The sequence below is a fragment of the Streptomyces sp. NPDC048424 genome, from assembly GCF_040651555.1.
Classification (GTDB): domain Bacteria; phylum Actinomycetota; class Actinomycetes; order Streptomycetales; family Streptomycetaceae; genus Streptomyces.
Genome location: NZ_JBEZKE010000017.1, coordinates 78,338 through 96,836 on the forward strand (window position 1 = coordinate 78,338; position 18,499 = coordinate 96,836).

General features: G+C 72.9%; 20 protein-coding genes. 10 read left to right on the forward strand and 10 right to left on the reverse strand.

Features of this window, described 5'->3' with window-relative positions; genetic code table 11:
• Nucleotides 1-42: 42 nt before the first annotated feature.
• From AB0D29_RS23910 to AB0D29_RS23920, 3 genes are all read right to left on the reverse strand, one after another.
• Nucleotides 43-825, reverse strand: a complete 783-nt coding sequence (locus AB0D29_RS23910; RefSeq protein ID WP_362856905.1) for an SGNH/GDSL hydrolase family protein — start codon at nt 823-825, stop codon at nt 43-45.
• A gap of 65 nt (nt 826-890) precedes the next feature.
• Entirely contained in the window at nt 891-1,916 is a 1,026-nt protein-coding gene (locus AB0D29_RS23915; protein WP_362856907.1) for a hemolysin family protein, read from the reverse strand.
• Nucleotides 1,913-3,247, reverse strand: a complete 1,335-nt coding sequence (locus AB0D29_RS23920) for a hemolysin family protein (protein WP_362856908.1) — start codon at nt 3,245-3,247, stop codon at nt 1,913-1,915. Before AB0D29_RS23920 ends, AB0D29_RS23915 begins: the two co-directional genes overlap by 4 nt.
• A 206-nt stretch (nt 3,248-3,453) precedes the next feature.
• On the opposite strand from AB0D29_RS23920, the gene AB0D29_RS23925 reads away from it, so the two are divergent.
• Entirely contained in the window at nt 3,454-3,888 is a 435-nt protein-coding gene (locus tag AB0D29_RS23925; RefSeq protein WP_362856910.1) for a GNAT family N-acetyltransferase, read from the forward strand.
• Here AB0D29_RS23925 and AB0D29_RS23930 read toward each other — a convergent pair.
• From AB0D29_RS23930 to bioB, 4 genes are all read right to left on the reverse strand, one after another.
• Nucleotides 3,860-4,528, reverse strand: coding sequence for a class I SAM-dependent methyltransferase (locus tag AB0D29_RS23930; RefSeq protein WP_362856911.1), 669 nt, complete (start codon nt 4,526-4,528; stop codon nt 3,860-3,862). The genes AB0D29_RS23925 and AB0D29_RS23930 overlap by 29 nt on opposite strands.
• 381 nt (nt 4,529-4,909) lie before the next feature.
• Entirely contained in the window at nt 4,910-5,653 is a 744-nt protein-coding gene (gene bioD, locus AB0D29_RS23935) for a dethiobiotin synthase (protein ID WP_362856912.1), read from the reverse strand.
• A 1-nt stretch (nt 5,654) separates the two neighbouring features.
• Nucleotides 5,655-6,986, reverse strand: a complete 1,332-nt coding sequence (locus tag AB0D29_RS23940) for an adenosylmethionine--8-amino-7-oxononanoate transaminase (RefSeq protein WP_362856914.1) — start codon at nt 6,984-6,986, stop codon at nt 5,655-5,657.
• A complete protein-coding gene (gene bioB / locus AB0D29_RS23945) occupies nt 6,979-8,232 on the reverse strand; it encodes a biotin synthase BioB (protein ID WP_362856916.1) in 1,254 nt (417 codons plus the stop codon). Before bioB ends, AB0D29_RS23940 begins: the two co-directional genes overlap by 8 nt.
• A 156-nt stretch (nt 8,233-8,388) precedes the next feature.
• Here bioB and AB0D29_RS23950 point away from each other — a divergent pair, with 156 nt between their 5' ends.
• Nucleotides 8,389-9,561, forward strand: a complete 1,173-nt coding sequence (locus AB0D29_RS23950; protein WP_362856917.1) for an 8-amino-7-oxononanoate synthase — start codon at nt 8,389-8,391, stop codon at nt 9,559-9,561.
• Between the two features lie 16 nt (nt 9,562-9,577).
• Here the strand turns inward: AB0D29_RS23950 and AB0D29_RS23955 are convergent, their stop codons facing one another.
• Together AB0D29_RS23955 and AB0D29_RS23960 are read right to left on the reverse strand one after the other, a co-directional pair.
• Nucleotides 9,578-9,799, reverse strand: coding sequence for a DUF397 domain-containing protein (locus tag AB0D29_RS23955; protein WP_362856919.1), 222 nt, complete (start codon nt 9,797-9,799; stop codon nt 9,578-9,580).
• A 12-nt stretch (nt 9,800-9,811) separates the two neighbouring features.
• Nucleotides 9,812-10,696 (reverse strand): helix-turn-helix transcriptional regulator, encoded by an 885-nt coding sequence (locus AB0D29_RS23960; RefSeq protein ID WP_319722561.1) that lies wholly within the window; start codon nt 10,694-10,696, stop codon nt 9,812-9,814.
• 198 nt (nt 10,697-10,894) lie between these two features.
• Here AB0D29_RS23960 and AB0D29_RS23965 point away from each other — a divergent pair, with 198 nt between their 5' ends.
• A complete protein-coding gene (locus AB0D29_RS23965; protein WP_362856921.1) occupies nt 10,895-11,350 on the forward strand; it encodes an ATP-binding protein in 456 nt (151 codons plus the stop codon).
• Nucleotides 11,351-11,356: 6 nt separating this feature from the next.
• Here the strand turns inward: AB0D29_RS23965 and AB0D29_RS23970 are convergent, their stop codons facing one another.
• Nucleotides 11,357-11,749, reverse strand: a complete 393-nt coding sequence (locus AB0D29_RS23970; RefSeq protein WP_362856922.1) for a VOC family protein — start codon at nt 11,747-11,749, stop codon at nt 11,357-11,359.
• Between the two features lie 316 nt (nt 11,750-12,065).
• Here AB0D29_RS23970 and AB0D29_RS23975 point away from each other — a divergent pair, with 316 nt between their 5' ends.
• The 7 genes from AB0D29_RS23975 to AB0D29_RS24005 all read left to right on the forward strand — a co-directional run bounded on the left by AB0D29_RS23975 (nt 12,066) and on the right by AB0D29_RS24005 (nt 18,492).
• Nucleotides 12,066-12,368, forward strand: coding sequence for an urease subunit gamma (locus AB0D29_RS23975; protein ID WP_362856924.1), 303 nt, complete (start codon nt 12,066-12,068; stop codon nt 12,366-12,368).
• A 14-nt stretch (nt 12,369-12,382) separates the two neighbouring features.
• Nucleotides 12,383-12,694, forward strand: coding sequence for an urease subunit beta (locus AB0D29_RS23980; protein WP_266578461.1), 312 nt, complete (start codon nt 12,383-12,385; stop codon nt 12,692-12,694).
• Nucleotides 12,687-14,408 (forward strand): urease subunit alpha, encoded by a 1,722-nt coding sequence (locus AB0D29_RS23985; RefSeq protein ID WP_362856926.1) that lies wholly within the window; start codon nt 12,687-12,689, stop codon nt 14,406-14,408. The genes AB0D29_RS23980 and AB0D29_RS23985 overlap by 8 nt, the downstream gene beginning before the upstream one ends.
• Before the next feature lie 31 nt (nt 14,409-14,439).
• On the forward strand, nt 14,440-15,114 hold the full coding sequence (locus AB0D29_RS23990) for an urease accessory UreF family protein (RefSeq protein ID WP_362856927.1): 675 nt from the start codon (nt 14,440-14,442) through the stop codon (nt 15,112-15,114).
• 20 nt (nt 15,115-15,134) lie between these two features.
• Entirely contained in the window at nt 15,135-15,830 is a 696-nt protein-coding gene (ureG, locus tag AB0D29_RS23995) for an urease accessory protein UreG (protein ID WP_362856928.1), read from the forward strand.
• 50 nt (nt 15,831-15,880) lie between these two features.
• Entirely contained in the window at nt 15,881-16,642 is a 762-nt protein-coding gene (locus AB0D29_RS24000; protein WP_362857019.1) for an urease accessory protein UreD, read from the forward strand.
• A gap of 248 nt (nt 16,643-16,890) precedes the next feature.
• Nucleotides 16,891-18,492, forward strand: coding sequence for an alpha/beta hydrolase (locus tag AB0D29_RS24005; RefSeq protein ID WP_362857020.1), 1,602 nt, complete (start codon nt 16,891-16,893; stop codon nt 18,490-18,492).
• Nucleotides 18,493-18,499: the final 7 nt, after the last annotated feature.

Genomic DNA, 18,499 nt, shown 5'->3' on the forward strand with positions numbered 1-18,499 from the left:
TGCGTTTACGCAGGTAGGGCCCCCGCTCGCGATTGTGGCTTGCTACGAGAGCGGTGCGTCCCCGTACGGCAGCAGCTCCGGGCGCTTGGCCGGGCGGCCGTCCCCGGACGAGCGGCCCGTCAGCCGGCGGCCGATCCACGGGATCAGGTGCTGCCGGGCGAAGCTCACGTCCTGGGCCCGGCGCACCGTCCAGCCGGGGGGTGCGGCGGCGGGCAGTTCCGTGCGCCAGTCCTCCTCGGCGGGCAGGCCCAGGGTCTGCCAGACGGCCTCGGCCACCCGGCGGTGGCCCTCCGCCGTCAGGTGGAGCCGGTCCACGTCCCACATCCGCTGATCGCCGAGCGCGGAAGCCCCGTACAGGTCGACCACCAGGGCGCCGTGCCGGGCGGCGAGCTCCTCGATGATGACGAAGAGCTCCTCCATGCGGGGCCGGAAGCGCTCCATCACCGGACCGTTGCGCCCGGGGGAGCGCATGAGGACGAGGCGCTTGCAGGACGGAGCGAGGGTTTCCACCGCCGCCTCCAGGTGGCCGCGGACCCGGCCCATGTCCACCTTGGGGCGAAGCGCGTCGTTCAGCCCGCCCACCAGGGTCACCACGTCGGCGCCCATCGCCGCCGCCACCGGAGCCTGGTCCTCGGCGATCTGCCCGATCAGCTTTCCGCGGACCGCGAGGTTGGCGTAGCGGAAGCCCGGCTCGCGCGCGGCGAGGCGGGCGGCCAGCAGATCGGCCCAGCCCCGGTAGGAGCCGTCCGGAAGCAGGTCCGACATGCCCTCGGTGAAGGAGTCGCCGATCGCGACGAAACTGGTGTAAGAGGCATTCATCTCCATGGCGGAGTGATGTTACCGCGCGGTACCCCGGCCCCGCAGGGCCGGGGACCACACCCCCGTACGGATCAGGCGGACGCGGGCCTGCCGAACAGCTCCCGCAGCACGTCCTCCATCGTCACCAGGCCCGTCATGGCACCCTCCGCCCCGAGCACCGCCGCAAGGTGCGTACGGCTGCGCCGCATGGCGGTCAGTACGTCGTCCAGCGGGGTCTCCGCCCGCACCTGGGCGATCGGCCGCAGCTCCGACACCGGGAACGGCTCGTCCCGCGCGTCCCCGTCCGCGTCCAGGGCGTCCTTCACGTGCAGGTAGCCCAGGATCCGGTCCTGCTCGTCGACCACCGGGAACCGGGAGTACCGGGACTCGGCCGACAGCCGCTCCAGGTCGGCGGGCGTGATGCCCACGCGGGCCGAGACCACCCGGTCCGCCGGCAGCACCACATCGGTCACCGGCCGCCGGCCCAGCTCCAGGGCGTCGTGCAGGCGCTCGCTCGCCCGGTCGTCGAGCAGACCCGCGTCACTGGAGTCCTTGACCATCCGCGCCAGCTCGTCGTCCGAGAAGCTCGCCGCGATCTCGTCCTTCACCTCCACCCGCAGCATGCGCAGCAGGAGGTTGGCGAAGGCGTTGATCGCGAAGATCACCGGTCGCAGCGCCCGGGTGAGGGTCACCAGCGGCGGCCCCAGCAGCAGCGCGGTGCGCACCGGCTCGGACAGCGCCACGTTCTTCGGCACCATCTCGCCGAAGAGCATGTGCAGGTACGTCGCCAGCGACAGCGCCACCACGAAGGAGATCGCGTGCGTCAGCCCGTCGGGCACCCCGACCAGGTCGAACAGCGGGGTCAGCAGGTGCGCGATGGCCGGCTCGGCCACCACACCCAGCACCAGGGTGCACAGCGTGATGCCCAGCTGCGCCGCCGCCATCAGCGCCGATACGTGCTCCAGGCCCCACAGGACGGCGCGGGCACGCCGGTCGCCCTGCTCGGCGTACGGCTCGATCTGGCTGCGCCGGACCGAGATCAGCGCGAACTCCGCGCCGACGAAGAAGGCGTTGACGACCAGGGTCGCCAGGCCGATCAGCAGCTGGATGACGGTCATCGGGCCTCCTCCGTTCCCCCGGCGCGCTCGGCCGGGGCGTGCAGCAGCACCCGCGCCGCCCGGCGTCCGCCGGCGTCCACCACGTCCAGGTGCCAGCCGTCCAGTTCCAGCTGGTCGCCGACGGCCGGGATCCGGCCCAGCTCGGTCGCTATCAGGCCGGCCAGGGTCTCGTACGGACCGTCCGGCACCCGCAGGCCGATCCGCCGGAGCTGGTCGGTGCGCGCGGCGCCGTCGGCGGAGTAGAGGAGGCGCCCGGAGTCGTCCGTACCGGCCGGGGCCAGGTCCGGGGTCTCGTGCGGGTCGTGCTCGTCGCGGACCTCGCCGACGACCTCCTCGACGATGTCCTCCAGCGTGGCCACGCCGGCCGTGCCGCCGTACTCGTCGATGACCACGGCCATCGTCTGCTTGCCGGACAGCCGGTCCAGCAGCCGGTCCACGGTCAGCGACTCGGGTACGAGCAGGGGCTCGCGCAGCAGCTGCGACACCGGACGGCGGCGGCGCTCCTCGGCCGGCAGCGCCAGCACGTCCTTGATGTGGACGGTGCCGACGACGGTGTCGAGGCTTCCCCGGTAGACCGGGAAACGGGACAGGCCGGTGGCGAGCGTCGCGTTCGCCACGTCCTCGGCGGTGGCCTGCACGTCGAGGGCGGTGACCTGGACGCGCGGGGTCATCACGTTCTCCGCGGTCAGGTCGGCCAGGTTCAGGGTCCGCACGAACAGCTCGGCGGTGTCCTTCTCCAGGGCGCCCTCCTTCGCGGAGTGCCGCGCCAGCGCGACCAGCTCCTGCGGGGTGCGCGCGGAGGCCAGCTCCTCGGCCGGCTCCATGCCCAGACGGCGGACCATGTGGTTCGCGGTCGTGTTGAGGTGACTGATGAAGGGCCGGAAGGCGCGGCTGAAGACGCGCTGTGCGGTCGCCACCCGCTTGGCGATCGCCAGCGGCGAGGAGATCGCCCAGTTCTTGGGCACCAGCTCGCCGACGACCATCAGCACCACGGTCGACAGGACGGTGCCGAGGACCAGGGCGGTGCTGGAGGCGGCGCCGGCCGACAGGCCCATCGCCTCGAACGGGCCCCGGAGCAGGGTGGAGATCGACGGCTTGGAGATCATGCCGATGACCAGGCCGGTCACGGTGATGCCGAGCTGGGCGCCGGAGAGCTGGAACGTCAGGGTGCGGACGGCGGCCAGGGCGCTGTCGGCCCCGCGCTCACCGCGCTCGACGGCCCGCTCGAGCTCGCTCCGCTCCACGGTCGTCAGCGAGAACTCGGCCGCGACGAAGACTCCGCAGGCGATGCAGAGCAGCAGTGCCACGACGAGCAGGAGCACCTCGGTCATCGGTCGATCACCTCCGTCCCATGATCGGCCAGGAGGAGGGGGACCGCGCGGTGTCGCGGACGCTTGTGTCGGGGACTGGGAGGCTCGCCCATGGGCGGACGCTCACACCTTTCACTCAAGAGGGACCTTTGCACACATGGTAAAGGACGGGCAAAGAGAACGGATCATTCTTTTGGCGGCGCGCGGCCGGATGATGGGATCCGGATATGAGTGATCTTCAGATCGGACCCGCCTCGGGCGCCGACCTCGGCGCCGTGCTGGACTTCTGGAAGGCCGCCGCCGAAGGAACGAGTATCAGCGACGACCTCGCCGGGGTCGAGCGCCTCCACGCCCGCGATCCGCAGTCGCTGCTGCTCGCGCGCCGCGACGGAGAGCTCGTCGGCACGGTGATCGCGGGGTTCGACGGCTGGCGCTGTCACCTGTACCGGCTCGCGGTGCACCCCGGCCACCGTCGCCAGGGGATCGGGACCGCGCTGCTGGCCGCCGCAGAGGAGCGGTTCGTGGCGCTCGGCGGGCGGCGGGCGGACGCGATGGTGCTCGTCCGCAACGAGCGGGCCCACCTGACCTGGGAGGCCGCGGGCTACGGGCCCCAGGACCAGTGGAAGCGCTGGGTCAAGCCACTCGGCGGGCCGACCCGATGACGCAGTAGGAGGTCGGCAGGGCCGGACCGCGTGCGGGCAGCCGCAGGCGGCGGTGCGAGACGATCCGGAAACCGGCGGCCTCGATGGCGGCGAGCGGGTCGCGCGCGGTGTGACAGCCGCCGAAGAGGTGGGGCCAGACGGTCCGGTCCAGGGTGCGCTGGACGGCCGCCATGGCGGGGCCGGGCGCGCGACCGTGCTCGAAGAAGCGCAGCTCGGCGTCGGGACGCAGGACGCGGTGCAGTTCGGCGAGGGAGCGGGGCAGGTCCCGTACGGTGCACAGCACCAGCGAGGCGACGGCTGCGTCGAAGGCCTCGCTCTTGACCGGGAGGGCTTCGGCGGCACCGGGTACGACGTCCACGGGGACCTCGCAGCGGAGCGCGGCGGAGGACGCGAGGCGGCGGAGGGTGCGCTCCGGTTCGACGGCGACGACCTCGGAGACGGCGCGGGGGTAGTGCGGGAAGTTCAGGCCGTTGCCGGCGCCGATCTCGATGACGCGGCCGGAGACGCCGTGCAGCAGCTCGCGGCGGAGGGGGGCGATGCCGGCGCGGGTCTCGGCGGCTTGGCTGGCGCGGGCGTAGAAGCGGGCGAAGACCGGGTGGTGGACGGGGTCGTGGGGCGGGGTGGGGCGGGGGCGCGGCATGACGGACCTCCCGGGGGCGGATGGTGCAGTACCTTCAGCGTGCCCGGTCGGCGGGGCCTCATCCCTTGCGGTCCGAACGCCGGGGCTCGGCCACGGGGCCCGCGCCTCTGACGCCGGCGGGGCGGAAAGATCGGGGCTCCGCCCCGGACCCCGCGCCTCAAACGCCGGCGAGGCTGGATTGTGCGGCGGGGGTGCATTGCGCGGCGGGCGTGAAGGATCGGGGCTCCGCCCCGGACCCCGCGCCTGAAGCGTCGGCTGAGCTGAAAGAACGGGGCTCCGCCCCGGACCCGCGCCTCAAACGCCGGCGAGGCTGGATTGTGCCGGCGGGGCTGCGAGGTCCGGGTTGGGTGCCCGGACCTCGTGCCTCGGGCTTGCCGGGGGTCAGGCGGTCGTGAGCATGTAGGCCGGGGGGGACCAGGTGGTGAGGAAGGATTGCGCCGACCAGGTGCCCGAGAGGGGTGGGGCCAGCCAGGTGGGGGCCGATGCGCGGAACTCGTCGGGGGAGAGGGTGCCCGAGCCCTCGGGGATCGCTCCCAGCAGGGGCAGGTCCGAGGACTTCGGGAGGTCCGCCAGGTTGCAGCGGGCCGCCAGGTCCGGGTTCCGTGGCCAGCTGCCGACGACCACGCCCAGCGGGGTCAGGTCGCGGGCCCGCAGTGCCTCCGCCGTGAGGGTGGTGGAGTTGAGGGTTCCGAGGCCGGCCTGGGCGACGATCACGGTCGGCGCGCCGAGCAGTCGGGCCGCGTCGGCCAGGGTGTTGCCCTCGTCGTCGAAGTGGACCAACAGCCCGCCCGCACCCTCCACGAGGACCAGGTCGTGCGCCTCGGACAACTGCCGCGCGGCCTCCGCGATCTCCGCCGGGGAGAGGGCCGGCAGCCCGGCGCGGCGGGCCGCCGTGTTCGGGGCCAAGGGCTCCGGATAGCGGGTCAGTTCCACCGCGGTGACCGCGGAGCCGGCCAGGCGCACCGCCTCCGCGGCGTCCCCCGGCTCCTGCGGACCGACGCCCGTCTGCGCGGGCTTGAGCACCGCCACCGAGCGGCCGGCCGCCAGCGCGGCGGCCGCGATCGCCGACGTGACCACCGTCTTGCCGATTTCGGTGCCCGTCCCGGACACCATCACTACGGACATCTCAGCCTTCCTGCGCCGCCGCGCACACCGCACGGCAGATACGGGTCACATCCGCCTCGCCGGTGACGAACGGCGGCATCACATAGATCAGGTCCCGGAAGGGGCGCAGCCACACGCCCTCGCGCACCGCCGCCCGGGTCGCGGCCGCCACGTCGACCTCGTGGTCCAGCTGCACCACGCCGATGGCGCCCAGGACGCGTACGTCCCGCACACCGGGGATGTCGGCCGCGGCCGCCAGGCCTTCGCGCAGCCCCGCCTCGATCCGCTTGACGTCGGTCGCCCAGTCCTGCCCGAGGAGGAGGTCGATCGAGGCGAGCGCCACCGCCGAGGCGAGCGGGTTGCCCATGAAGGTCGGCCCGTGCGCGAGGACGGGCACCTCGCCCTGAGAGATCCCGTCGGCGACCCGTTCCGTGCACAGGGTCGCCGCGAGGGTGAGGTAGCCACCGGTCAGCGACTTGCCCAGGCACATCACGTCCGGGGTGATCCCGGCGTGGTCCGCGGCGAAGAGCGCGCCGGTCCGGCCGAAGCCCGTCGCGATCTCGTCCAGGATGAGGAGGACGCCGTACTCGTCGCACAGCTCGCGCAGCACCCGGAGGTGGGCGGGGTGGTGGAAGCGCATCCCGCCCGCGCCCTGAACCACCGGCTCCACGATGACGGCGGCCAGCTCGTCGGCGTGCGCGGCGATCAGGGACCGCAGGTGGTCGGCGTACGCCGGGTCCACGGGCGTGTCGAAACCGCCGGGCGGCGCGTCCGCGAAGACCTGCCGCGGCAGGTGACCCTGCCACAGCTCGTGCATGCCGCCCTCGGGGTCGCAGACGGCCATCGGCTGCCAGGTGTCCCCGTGGTACCCGCCGCGCCAGGTCAGCAGCCGGGTCTTGCCCGTCCGACCCAACGAACGCCAGTACTGCAGGCACATCTTGACCGCGACCTCGACGGACACCGAGCCCGAGTCGCAGAGGAAGACGTGCTCCAGCCCCGGCGGGGTGATCTCGACGAGCTTCGTGGCGAGCCGGACGGCGGGCTCATGGGTGAGCCCGCCGAACATCACGTGCGACATGCGGCCCAGCTGCGTGGTCACGGCCTCGTTGAGCACCGGGTGGTTGTAGCCGTGGATGGCCGACCACCAGGAGGACATGCCGTCGACCAGCTCCTCGTGGCCCTCCCCCTGGGAGGGCTCGGCCAGGCGCAGCCGCACCCCCGAGGCGGAGGCGATGACCAGCGGCTCCTGCCGGCCGGGCATCGGACCGTACGGGTGCCAGACGTGCTGGCGGTCCAGCGCGAGCAGTTCCGCGCCGGACGACGGCGCGTCGAGCGGGTGGAGCCGGTCAGGCATTGGGAGCGATGTCCGTTCCCGCGCCGCGACGGCGTACGGCCACCAGCTCCGGCCGGACCTCGCCGGCCTCGGCCTGGGCCGGTACGGGCTGGGCCTCCGCCGGCCCGTGCCCGGAGCAGCCGCCGCACGCCGAGCCGCAGCCCGCCGCCTGGGAGTCGTCGGCCGGGGCCGCCCCCGAACCGCAGACCGAGGCGCCGCCGTTCGAGCCGCAGCCCCCGCCGGCGGCCGCGGCCGCCGCGTCGGAGCGGTGCGCGGGAAGGGTCGACGTACCGGCGCCCTCCACCTCGAAACCGGCGTCCGCGATCATGTCGAGGTCGGCCTGACCGGCCTGGCCCTCACTGGTCAGGTAGTCGCCCAGGAAGATCGAGTTGACCACGTGCAGGGCCAGCGGCTGCAGCGAGCGCAGGTGCACCTCGCGGCCGCCGGCGAGGCGGACCTCGACGTCGGGGCAGACGAACCGCGCCATCGCCAGGATCCGCAGGCAGCGCTGCGGGGTGAGGTTCCACTCCTTGGCCAGCGGGGTGCCCTCGAAGGGGATCAGGAAGTTGACCGGGACCGAGTCCGCGTCCAGCTCGCGCAGCGAGAAGACGACGTCGACCAGGTCCTCGTCGGTCTCGCCCATGCCCGCGATCAGACCGGAGCACGCGGACAGGCCGGCGGCGTGCGCCTTTTGTACGGTGTCGACCCGGTCCGCGTAGGTGTGGGTCTTGGTGATCGCCCCGTACGTCGCCTCGGACGTGTTGAGGTTGTGGTTGTAGGCATCCGCGCCCGCGTCGCGCAGCCGCTCCGCCTGGCCGTCCGAGAGCAGGCCGAGGCACGCGCAGACCTCGACGCCCTCGTTCTGCTCCTTGATCGCCTCGATGGTCTTGCCGACCCGGTCCACGTCCCGGTCCGTCGGACCGCGGCCGCTCGCGACCAGGCAGACCCGCTTCGCGCCGCCCGCGACACCGGCGGCGGCGGCCTGGGAGGCCTCTTCCGGCTTCAGCCACGTGTACTTGAGGATCTCGGCCTTCGACCCCAGGCGCTGGGAGCAGTACGAGCAGTCCTCCGGGCACAGGCCCGACTTCAGGTTGACCAGGTAGTTCAGCTTGACCCGACGCCCGAACCACTGGCGGCGCACCTTGCCGGCCGCGGCCACCACGTCGAGCAGTTCGTCGTCAGAAGTCGCCAGTACGGCGAGTGCTTCTTCGCGGGTCGGCAGCTCGCGCCGCAGCCCCTTGTCCACCAGGGTGTTCAGCAGGTCCATGCCTCCGATCCTGGACCACAGCACCCATCCCGGCCAAGGAGAGATCGCACAACATGGCCGGATGGGTGTGTGTGTATCACCACACCTGGCGCACAAGTCACGGCGGCTAGGGTCGGGCAGGTCTGTGGACTGCCGACAAAACACGAGGACATGCCGATGCCCCAGCACACCCCCGAGCCCGAGGATGTCTTCGCCTGGATCGATGCCGCGGAGAGCGCGCGGGAACAGGCGGGGCTGGTCCGCACGCTCCGCCCGCGGCCGCCGGTGTCGCCGCTCCTGGACCTCGCGAGCAACGACTACCTCGGCCTGTCCCGGCATCCCGAGACGATCCGCGGGGCACGGGAGGCGGCCGAGCGCTGGGGCGCCGGAGCCACCGGTTCCCGTCTGGTGACGGGTACGACCGAGCTGCACGCGGAGCTGGAGCGGGAGCTCGCCGACTTCTGCGGCTTCGAGGCCGCGCTGGTCCTCTCCTCCGGGTACGCGGCCAACCTCGCCGCCGTCACCGCGCTCGGCGACTGGGGGACGCTGGTCGTCTCCGACGCCGGGAACCACGCCTCGATCGTCGACGGCTGCCGGCTCTCGCGCGCCGAGACAGCCGTGATCCCGCACTCCGACCCGGACACCGCGCGCAAGACGCTCGCCGCGCACGACGGCCGGGCGCTGCTGGTCAGCGACTCGGTGTTCTCCGTGGACGGGGACGCCGCCCCGCTCGCCGGGTACGCCGCCGCCTGCCGCGACGAGGGCGCGGCCCTGATCGTGGACGACGCCCACGGACTGGGCGTGCTCGGCGAGGGCGGCCGCGGCGCGCTGCACGCCGCCGGGCTCGCGGGCGCGCCCTACGTGGTCGCGACGCTGACCCTCTCGAAGTCCCTGGGCAGCCAGGGCGGAGCCGTCCTCGGTCCGGCCAAGGTGATCAGGCACCTGGTCAACACGGCGCGCACCTTCATCTTCGACACCGGGCTGGCCCCGGCCGCCGCGGGCGCGGCGCTGGCGAGCCTGCGCCTGCTCCGGCGGGAACCGGAGCGGGCGGGCCGCGCCCGCGAGGTGGCCGACCGGCTGTACGGGCGGCTCACCGCGTCCGGCCTGACCGCGGCCCGGCCGGACGCGGCCGTGGTGTCGGTACGGGCCCCGTCGGCGTCGGCGGCACTGCGCTGGGCCGCCGACTGCCGCGAGGCAGGTCTGTCCGTGGGGTGCTTCCGCCCGCCGTCGGTGCCGGACGGCATCTCCCGGCTGCGGCTGACCGCCCGGGCCGATCTCACGGGGGAGGAGATCGACCGGGCGGTCGGGACGATCCTTCGGACCGCGCCCGCCGGAGCCACGGAACGCTAGGCCGTCTCGGGCGGAGCTACGCGTGCGCGTCCGCCCGTACGGAGGCGAGGAAGCCGTCCCAGGCCGGCCCGGTGAAGAGCACGGCCGGGCCGTCCGCCCGCTTGGAGTCGCGGACGGCCAGCAGGCCGCCGCTGAGGGCGGCCGCTTCCACGCAGTTGTTCATTCCGGTGCTGCGGCTGCTCCGCCGCCACCGCGCGCTGATCAGAAGTCCGCCGCTGGATAAGGGGGTTGCGGACACGGGGGTGCCTCCTTACGCGTCGTCAGCAAGGCTGCTGATGAGATCCGACGAGTCCTGGGGCGGGAGGGCGTGTTCCTGGATGGTGCGGAACGCGGCGCTGTACGCCTCTAGGTCTTCCTTCCGCTCCAGATAGAGGCTACTCGTCAAATGGTCGAGTACCACCACATCCAGATCAGCGATGTCCGGAAATGAAAAAATCACGAACGGTCCTGTCAGGCCGAGATGGCCGCCGACGCTGAACGGCAGGACCTGCAGGCACACTTGGGGCAGCCGGGCCACCTCCACCAGGTGCCGCAACTGCTCGGCCATCACCCCGGGCCCGCCGATCTGCCGGCGCAGCACCGCCTCGTCCAGGACCGCGCTCAGCTCCAGCGGCGGATCGGCCCGCAGCACCGACTGCCGCGCCAGCCGTACGTCGACCAGCGCGTCCACCTTCGGCTCCGGCAGCCCGCCCAGCGCGGCCCGGGTCACCGCCCGCGCGTACCCGGAGGTCTGCAGCAGCCCGGGCACCACGGACAGTTCCACGGTGCGGGCCGACCGGGCGCCCGCCTCCAGGCTGATGAAGTCCCGGTACTCCTGCGGCAGCAGCCCCCGGTAGTCGTGCCACCACTGGCGGCCCCGCCCGGTGTCACCGGCCGGACCGGGGCCGGCGGCCGAGGCCGACAGGGCCTCCAGCAGGGCGCGCTGCTGCGGGCTCACGACCTCCCCGTAGACGTCGAGGAGCAGCCGGATGTCCTCCGGTTTCACGCCGCTGCGGCCTGTCTCGATGCGGCTGATTTTCGACTGGTGCCATCCCATGATCCGGGCGGCCTCACCACTCGTGAGTCCGGACCGGTCACGCAGGGCACGCAGTTCCTCGCCGAGCTTGCGCCGACGCACCGCGGGACCGTGCTGCACACCCGCCTCCCTTCCACCGGCACAGCTCGCACCAGTCTGCCGTCCAAATACGCTCTTCCGTAGCAGAGTTCACCGCATCGAGCGACAGATATATGCAGATCTTTGGGGAACGGCAGGTGCGGCGGCACGATGGGTGGCACTCTGGCGTCCAGCACAGATCCGGGGCGGTTCCGCCCCGGTGGGAAAGGGACCGTCGCCATGGCAGACCACCAGGAAGCATCCGTCACTCTGCCGAGCGATCCCGCCTCGGTCGCCGCCGCCCGCCGCTACGTGGCGGACGTGCTGAGCGAATGGGGACTCCCCGAAGACGCCGAGACCGCGGACAGCGTCCGGCTGATCGTCTCGGAGCTCGCCACCAACGCCGTACAGCACACTTTCGGCCAGTCGCCCACCTTCACCGTCGACATCCGGCTGGAGCGTCAGGAGTGGCTGCGCGTCGGGGTGACCGACAGCCACCCGCGCTGGCCCAAGCGGCTCCCGGCCGCCGTCCAGCAGGACAACGGCCGGGGCATGGTCATCATCCGCTGGCTCGCCGCGGAGGCGGGCGGCCGGCTGTCGGTCACGCCGACCGAGGAGGGGGGCAAGACGGTGTGGATCGCGCTGCCCTGGGCCGTCGGAGCGCCGACGGCGGCGCGGAGCGCGACCGGCTGCTGACCGGGCTCAGGCGGTGCCGCGTTCCACCGCGCTGCGCTCGATGCACAGTTCGTTGCCCTCGGGGTCGGCGAGCACGACCCAGCCCATGACGCCGTCCTCGTCGCGGCGGTCGTCCACGAGCTTCGCGCCGAGCCCGATCAGCCGCTCGACGGTCTCGTCCCGGGTGCCGGTGGGCGGCTCGATGTCCAGGTGGACCCGGTTCTTGACGGACTTGGCGTCCGGCACCCGGATGAACAGCAGTCCGGGCACCCCGGGCCGCCCCGGCTCCAGCAGGACCTCGTCGTCCCCCTCCACGTCGTCGGGGTGGATGGGGAAGCCGGTCACCGCGGACCAGAACTCGGCGACCCGGTAGGGGTCGAGGGCGTCGAAGGTGATGTGGCGGACGGGGTTGACGAACATGTGTCTCCTCGGTGGGGAGCCCGCATGCGAATCCGTATACGGAACCGGGTTCCTGAGGCAGCGGAGTTGAACCGGGTGCCTGCCCGAAACGTGGGTTAACGCAGCGGAAAAGCGCGGGCCCTAGCGTGGCGGCCACGTTCGACCGCCAATGATCACCCATGATCCGGTAAAGCGGCGGTGGTCGGGACGGAAAGCCTTCTCCTGCGTTGGGCAAGACATGCTTGGCTCGGATATGTGCAGGTCAACAAAGTGTTGAAGGCGGCTAGGGTCGCTCCGGCGCGCTGTTGATCTTGTCCCGGAAACTTGGTGATGACGAGTGCATCTGACACCGCACGAGCAGGAGAGACTGCTCATCCACGTGGCCGCGGACGTGGCCGAGAGGCGAAGGGCGCGCGGGGTCCGCCTCAACCACCCCGAGTCGATCGCCCTGATCACGTCCCACATCCTCGAAGGGGCCCGCGACGGGCGGACCGTGGCCGAGCTGATGGCCTCCGGCCGCACCGTCCTGCGCCGCGAGGACGTCATGGAGGGGATCCCCGAGATGATCCACGACGTCCAGGTCGAGGCGACCTTCCCGGACGGCACCAAGCTCGTCACGGTCCACGACCCCATCGTCTGAAGAGGAGTGCCCGCATGATCCCCGGCGAGATCGCCTACGGGGACGGTCCGGTGCGCCTCAACGAGGGCCGCCCCGTCACCCGCCTCACCGTGCTCAACGCCGCCGACCGCCCGGTCCAGGTCGGCTCCCACTACCACTTCGCCGAGGCCAATCCCGGCCTCGACTTCGACCGCGCCGCCGCCCGCGGGCTCCGCCTCAACATCGCCGCCGGCACGGCCGTCCGCTTCGAGCCGGGCATCCCGGTCGCGGTGGAACTCGTACCGCTGGGGGGCCTGCGCACCGTACCGGGACTGCGCGGGGAGACCGGAGGGCCGCTCGATGGCTGAGATCTCCCGCCAGGTGTACGCCGACCTCTTCGGGCCGACCGCCGGGGACCGGATCCGGCTCGCCGACACGGACCTGTTCGTCGAGATCGAGGAGGACCTCAGCGGCGGACCCGGCCGGGCCGGGGACGAGGCCGTCTTCGGCGGCGGCAAGGTGATCCGCGAATCCATGGGCCAGGCCCGCACCACCCGGGCGGAGGGCGCCCCCGACACCGTGATCACCGGCGTCGTCGTCCTCGACCACTGGGGCATCGTCAAGGCCGACCTCGGCATCCGCGACGGCCGGATCTGCGGCATCGGCAAGGCCGGCAACCCCGACACCATGGACGGGGTCGACCCGGCACTCGTCATCGGCCCCGAGACCGAGATCATCGCGGGCAACGGGAAGATCGTCACCGCCGGCGCCATCGACGCCCACGTGCACTTCATCTCCCCGACGATCATCGAGACGGCGCTGGCCTCCGGGATCACCACCCTCGTCGGCGGGGGCACCGGACCGGCCGAGGGCACCAAGGCCACCACCGTCACGCCCGGACCCTGGCACCTGGCCCGGATGTTCGCGGCACTGGAGGCCTACCCGGTCAACATCGGCCTCCTCGGCAAGGGCAACACCATGTCCCGCGAGGCCATGCACTCCCAACTGCGCGGCGGCGCCCTCGGATTCAAGATCCACGAGGACTGGGGGTCCACCCCGGCCGTCATCGACGCCTGCCTGAGCGTCTGCGACGAGACCGGCGCCCAGGTCGCCATCCACACCGACACCCTCAACGAGGCCGGCTTCGTCGACGACACCCTCGCGGCCATCGCGGGACGGACCATCCACTCGTACCACACCGAAGGCGCGGGCGGCGGCCACGCCCCCGACATCATCACCGTGGTCTCCGAGCCCAACATCCTGCCGAGCTCCACCAACCCCACCCGGCCGCACACCGTCAACACCGTCGAGGAACACCTCGACATGCTGATGGTCTGCCACCACCTCAACCCGGCCGTCCCCGAGGACCTCGCCTTCGCCGAATCCCGCATCCGGCCCTCGACCATCGCCGCCGAGGACGTCCTGCACGACCTCGGGGCCATCTCCATCATCTCCTCCGACTCCCAGGCCATGGGCCGGGTCGGCGAGGTCGTGCTGCGCACCTGGCAGACCGCCCACGTGATGAAGAAGCGGCGCGGCTTCCTCCCCGGCGACGGACCCGCCGACAACCAGCGGGCCCGCCGCTACGTCGCGAAGTACACGATCAACCCCGCCGTGGCCCAGGGGCTCGCCCGCGAGATCGGCTCGGTCGAGACCGGCAAACTCGCCGACCTGGTCCTGTGGAACCCGGCCTTCTTCGGCGTCAAGCCCGAACTCGTCATCAAGGGCGGCCAGATCGCCTACGCGCAGATGGGCGACGCCAACGCCTCCATCCCCACCCCGCAGCCCGTCATGCCCCGCCCGATGTTCGGCAGCCACGGGCGCGCCCCCGCCCTGAACTCGCTGAACTTCACCGCTCAGGCCGCCCTCGACCACGGACTGCCCGAACGCCTCGGACTCGCAAAGCAGTTCACCGCCATCGAGAGCACCCGCAAGGTGGGCAAGGCCGACATGCGCAACAACGACGCCATGCCGAGGGTCAAGGTCGACGCCGACACCTTCACGGTCACCATCGACGGGGAAGTCGTCGAACCGGCACCCGCGGCGGAACTGCCCATGGCCCAGCGGTACTTCCTCTTCTGATGGGGCACAGCCTGATGAGAGGCCTCCTGCCGTGAGCCTCGCCGCCCTGCTCGTCCTCGCGGACGGCCGTTTCCCCGCCGGTGGGCACGCCCACTCCGGCGGGGCCGAGGCCGCCTGCAAAGCGGGCCGCATCCACGACGCGGCCACCCTGGAGGAGTTCTGCCGGGGCCGGCTGCACACCGCCGGACTCACCGCGGCCGCGCTGGCGGCGGCCGCCGCCCTCGGGCTCGACCCGGCGGAACTCGACGCGGCCGCCGACGCCCGCACCCCCTCACCCGCCCTGCGCACCGCGGCCCGCAGGCTCGGGCGGCAGCTGCTGCGCGCCGCCCGGGCCACCTGGCCCGCACCCGAACTGGAGGCACTGGCAGCCGCCTTCCCGCGCGGCGCCCACCAGCCCGTGGTGCTCGGCGTCACCGCCCGGGCGGCCGGGCTCGGGCCGCTCGACGCCGCGCACGTGGCGGCGTACGAGAGCGTCGGCGGGCCCGCGACCGCGACCGTACGGCTGCTGGGCCTGGACCCCTTCGAGGCGAGCGGGGTCCTGGCCCGGCTCGCCCCCGAGCTCGACGCGGTCTCCGCCCGGGCGGCCGGGGCCGCGCTGCGGGCCCGCGACGAAGGGCCGGAGGCGCTGCCCGCGGCCTCCTCGCCGCTGCTGGACATCTCGGCGGAGATCCATGCCGACTGGCCGGTACGCCTGTTCGCTTCCTGACCCACCGAAGGAGACCCCCCATGCACCTCGACCACGCCGTGACCTACCCCCACCGGCACACCCACAGCGCCGCCCCGCTGCGCGCCGACGGCACCCGGCGCGCCCTGCGCATCGGACTCGGCGGACCCGTCGGCTCCGGCAAGACCGCCACCGTGGCGGCCCTGTGCCGCGCGCTGCGCACCGAACTGTCCATGGCCGTCGTCACCAACGACATCTACACCCGCGAGGACGCCGAGTTCCTGCTCCGCGAGGCCGTCCTGCCGCCCGAGCGGATCACCGCCGTCGAGACCGGAGCCTGCCCGCACACCGCCATCCGCGACGACATCTCCGCCAACCTGGAGGCCGTCGAGGAACTGGAGGACACCTTCCGCGAGCACGGCCGACTGGACCTGATCCTCGTCGAGTCCGGCGGGGACAACCTCACCGCCACCTTCTCCCGCGGCCTCGTCGACGCCCAGATCTTCGTCATCGACGTGGCCGGCGGGGACGACATCCCCCGCAAGGGCGGCCCCGGCGTCACCACCGCCGACCTCCTCGTCGTGAACAAGACCGACCTCGCCCCGTACGTCGGCTCCGACCTCGGCCGGATGGCGCGCGACGCCGCCGAGCAGCGCGGTGAACTGCCCGTCGCCTTCCAGTCGCTGCGCGGTCCCGAAGGGGTGGCCCCGGTGGCCGCCTGGGTGCGCGAGCGGATCGCCGCCTGGGCCGTACGGTGACCAGCGCGCCCCCCCTCTCCCCGCCCCGGGTCCCCCCGCGCTCCGGCCCCGTGCCCGCGTCGGGCCTGCGGGCCACCGCCCGCATCCACGCCGTGGCCGACGGGCGGGGCGGCACCGCCCTGCCGGTGCTGGCCGGCGAGGGGCCGCTCGCGCTGCGCCGCACCCGCGGGTCCGGGGCCGAGGCCCGGGTCATGCTGGTCGGTGCGATGAGCGCGCCGCTGGGCGGGGACCACCTCACCGTCGAGGCCGCCGCCGGGCCCGGCGCGCGCCTCGCCCTCGCCTCGGCGGCGGCCACCCTGGCACTGCCCGGCCGGGGCGGCGAACCCGCGCGGTACGACGTACGCCTGACCCTGGAGGAGGGGGCGTCGGTGCGGTGGCTGCCGGAGCCGCTGGTCTCGGTGCGCGGCAGCGAACTGCGGGTGCGCACCCGGATCGCGCTGGCCCCCACCGCCCGGCTGCTGCTGCGCGAGGAGCAGGTGCTCGGACGCGCGGGGGAGGCCCCGGGCCTGCTGAGCAGCCGGCTCACCGTCACCCGCGGCGGGCGTCCGCTGCTGGACCAGGAGCTCGCCTGCGGGCCCGGTGCGCCCGGCGGCTGGGACGGTCCGGCGGGCCTGGCCGGACACCGGGCGCTCGGCCAGCTCCTCGTCGTGGACCCCGACTTCGCCGAGCATCCGCCCGCGGCCCGGGTGTTGGGGGAGTGCGCGGTGGTGACGCCGCTGGCCGGGCCGGCCCTCCTCGTGACGGCCCTGGCCCCGGACGCCCTGCTGGTGCGCGAACGGCTCGACGAGGCCTGCCGTACCTACGGGTGGTGAAAGCGGGACGCAACAGGCACCGCTCAGCGGTACACGCCTTTCCGGTTATCGGGTTGGCAAAGAAGTCGATCCGGCCCTGTCGCCGGGTCCCGGTCAGAGGACAGGATCCCCCTGCACGCCGACGACCGAACCCGACCAACCCGGCCGCCCACGGCGGCACCTGACGCAGGGGGAACAACCACGTGATACGCAACGCGGCGCTGGGGAGCGCCGCCACACTGATCACCGGCACGCTGGCGGCGGGCCTGATGCTCGCGCCGTCCGCGACCGCGGCCTCGGCCGGCCGCGACAACGGGGCCGCGGAGGCGGTCGGCGTCCAGATCGCCGCCGCCCGCGCCGCCCGTACCGGGATCGACTGGAAGGACTGCCCGGCGGACTGGGGCTTCGAGAAGCCCATCCAGTGCGGCTGGGTGAAGGTCCCCCTCGACTACACGAAGCCGTTCGGCAAGACGATCGAGCTCGCCGTCGACCGGATCGGCAGCACGGGAACCAAGGAGGAGCGCCAGGGCGCCCTCGTCTACAACCCCGGCGGCCCCGGCGGCTCCGGCATGCGCTTCCCGCGCCGGGTCACCACCAAGAGCCCGCTGTGGGTCAATGCCTCCAAGGCGTACGACTTCGTCGGCTTCGACCCGCGCGGCGTCGGCCACTCGGCGCCCATCTCCTGCATCGACCCGCAGGAGTTCGTCAAGGCCCCCAAGGCCGACCCGGTCCCGGACTCCGAGGCCGACAAGCGCGCCCAGCGCAAGCTCGCCGCCGAGTACGCGGACGGCTGCAAGGAGCGCAGCGGCGAGATGCTGCCGCACATGACCACGCCGAACACCGCGCGCGACCTCGACGTCATCCGCGCCGCCCTCGGCGAGCAGAAGCTGAACTACCTCGGCGTCTCCTACGGCACCTATCTGGGCGGGGTCTACGCGACCCTCTTCCCGACCCACGTGCGCCGCATGATCGTCGACAGCGTGGTCGACCCCGACACGGACAACATCTGGTACGAGGCCAACCTCGGCCAGGACGTGGCCTTCCAGACCCGCTGGAACGACTGGCAGGACTGGGTCGCCAAGAACGACGCCTCCTTCCACCTCGGCACCACGCGCGCCCAGGTCGAGGAGCGCTACCAGAAGCTGCGCGCCAAGGCCAAGGCCAACCCGCTCGGCGGGGTCGTCGGCCCGGCCGAGCTGATCGGCTTCTTCCAGGGCGCCCCGTACTACGACTCCTCCTGGGTGCCCGTCGCCCAGACCTGGGCCGCGTACGAGGCGGGTGACGAGCAGGCGCTCGTCGACGCCATCGCCCCGGACCTGTCGGACACCAAGGGCAACGCGGCCTCGGAGAACGGCAACGCCGTCTACACCGCGGTCGAGTGCGCCGACGCCAAGTGGCCCACCAGTTGGGCCAAGTGGGACCGGGACAACAGCAAGCTGCACCAGAAGTACCCGTTCCTCACCTGGTCCAACGCCTGGATGAACCTGCCCTGCGCGACCTGGAAGTCCAAGCAGAGCACCCCGATCGAGGTCGGCGCCAAGCGCGGCCTGCCGCCGGTCCTGATCGTCCAGTCCGAGCGTGACGCGGCGACCCCCTACCAGGGCGCCGTCTCCCTGCACAAGCGACTGGCCGGCTCGCGCCTGATCACCGAGCAGAACGCCGGCTCGCACGGTGTCACCAGCCTGGTGAACCCCTGCATCAACACCCGGGTAGACACCTACCTGCTCACCGGCAAGGTCGATGCCAAGGACGTGAAGTGCGCTCCGCACGCCACTCCGGTCGCCCCGGCCCCGGCCGCCGCGAAGTCGCTGACGGCGCAGGCGCCGGCCGCGGACCTGCCGGCGCGTGAGGAGCTCCCGGCGGTCCGCTAGCCGGAGC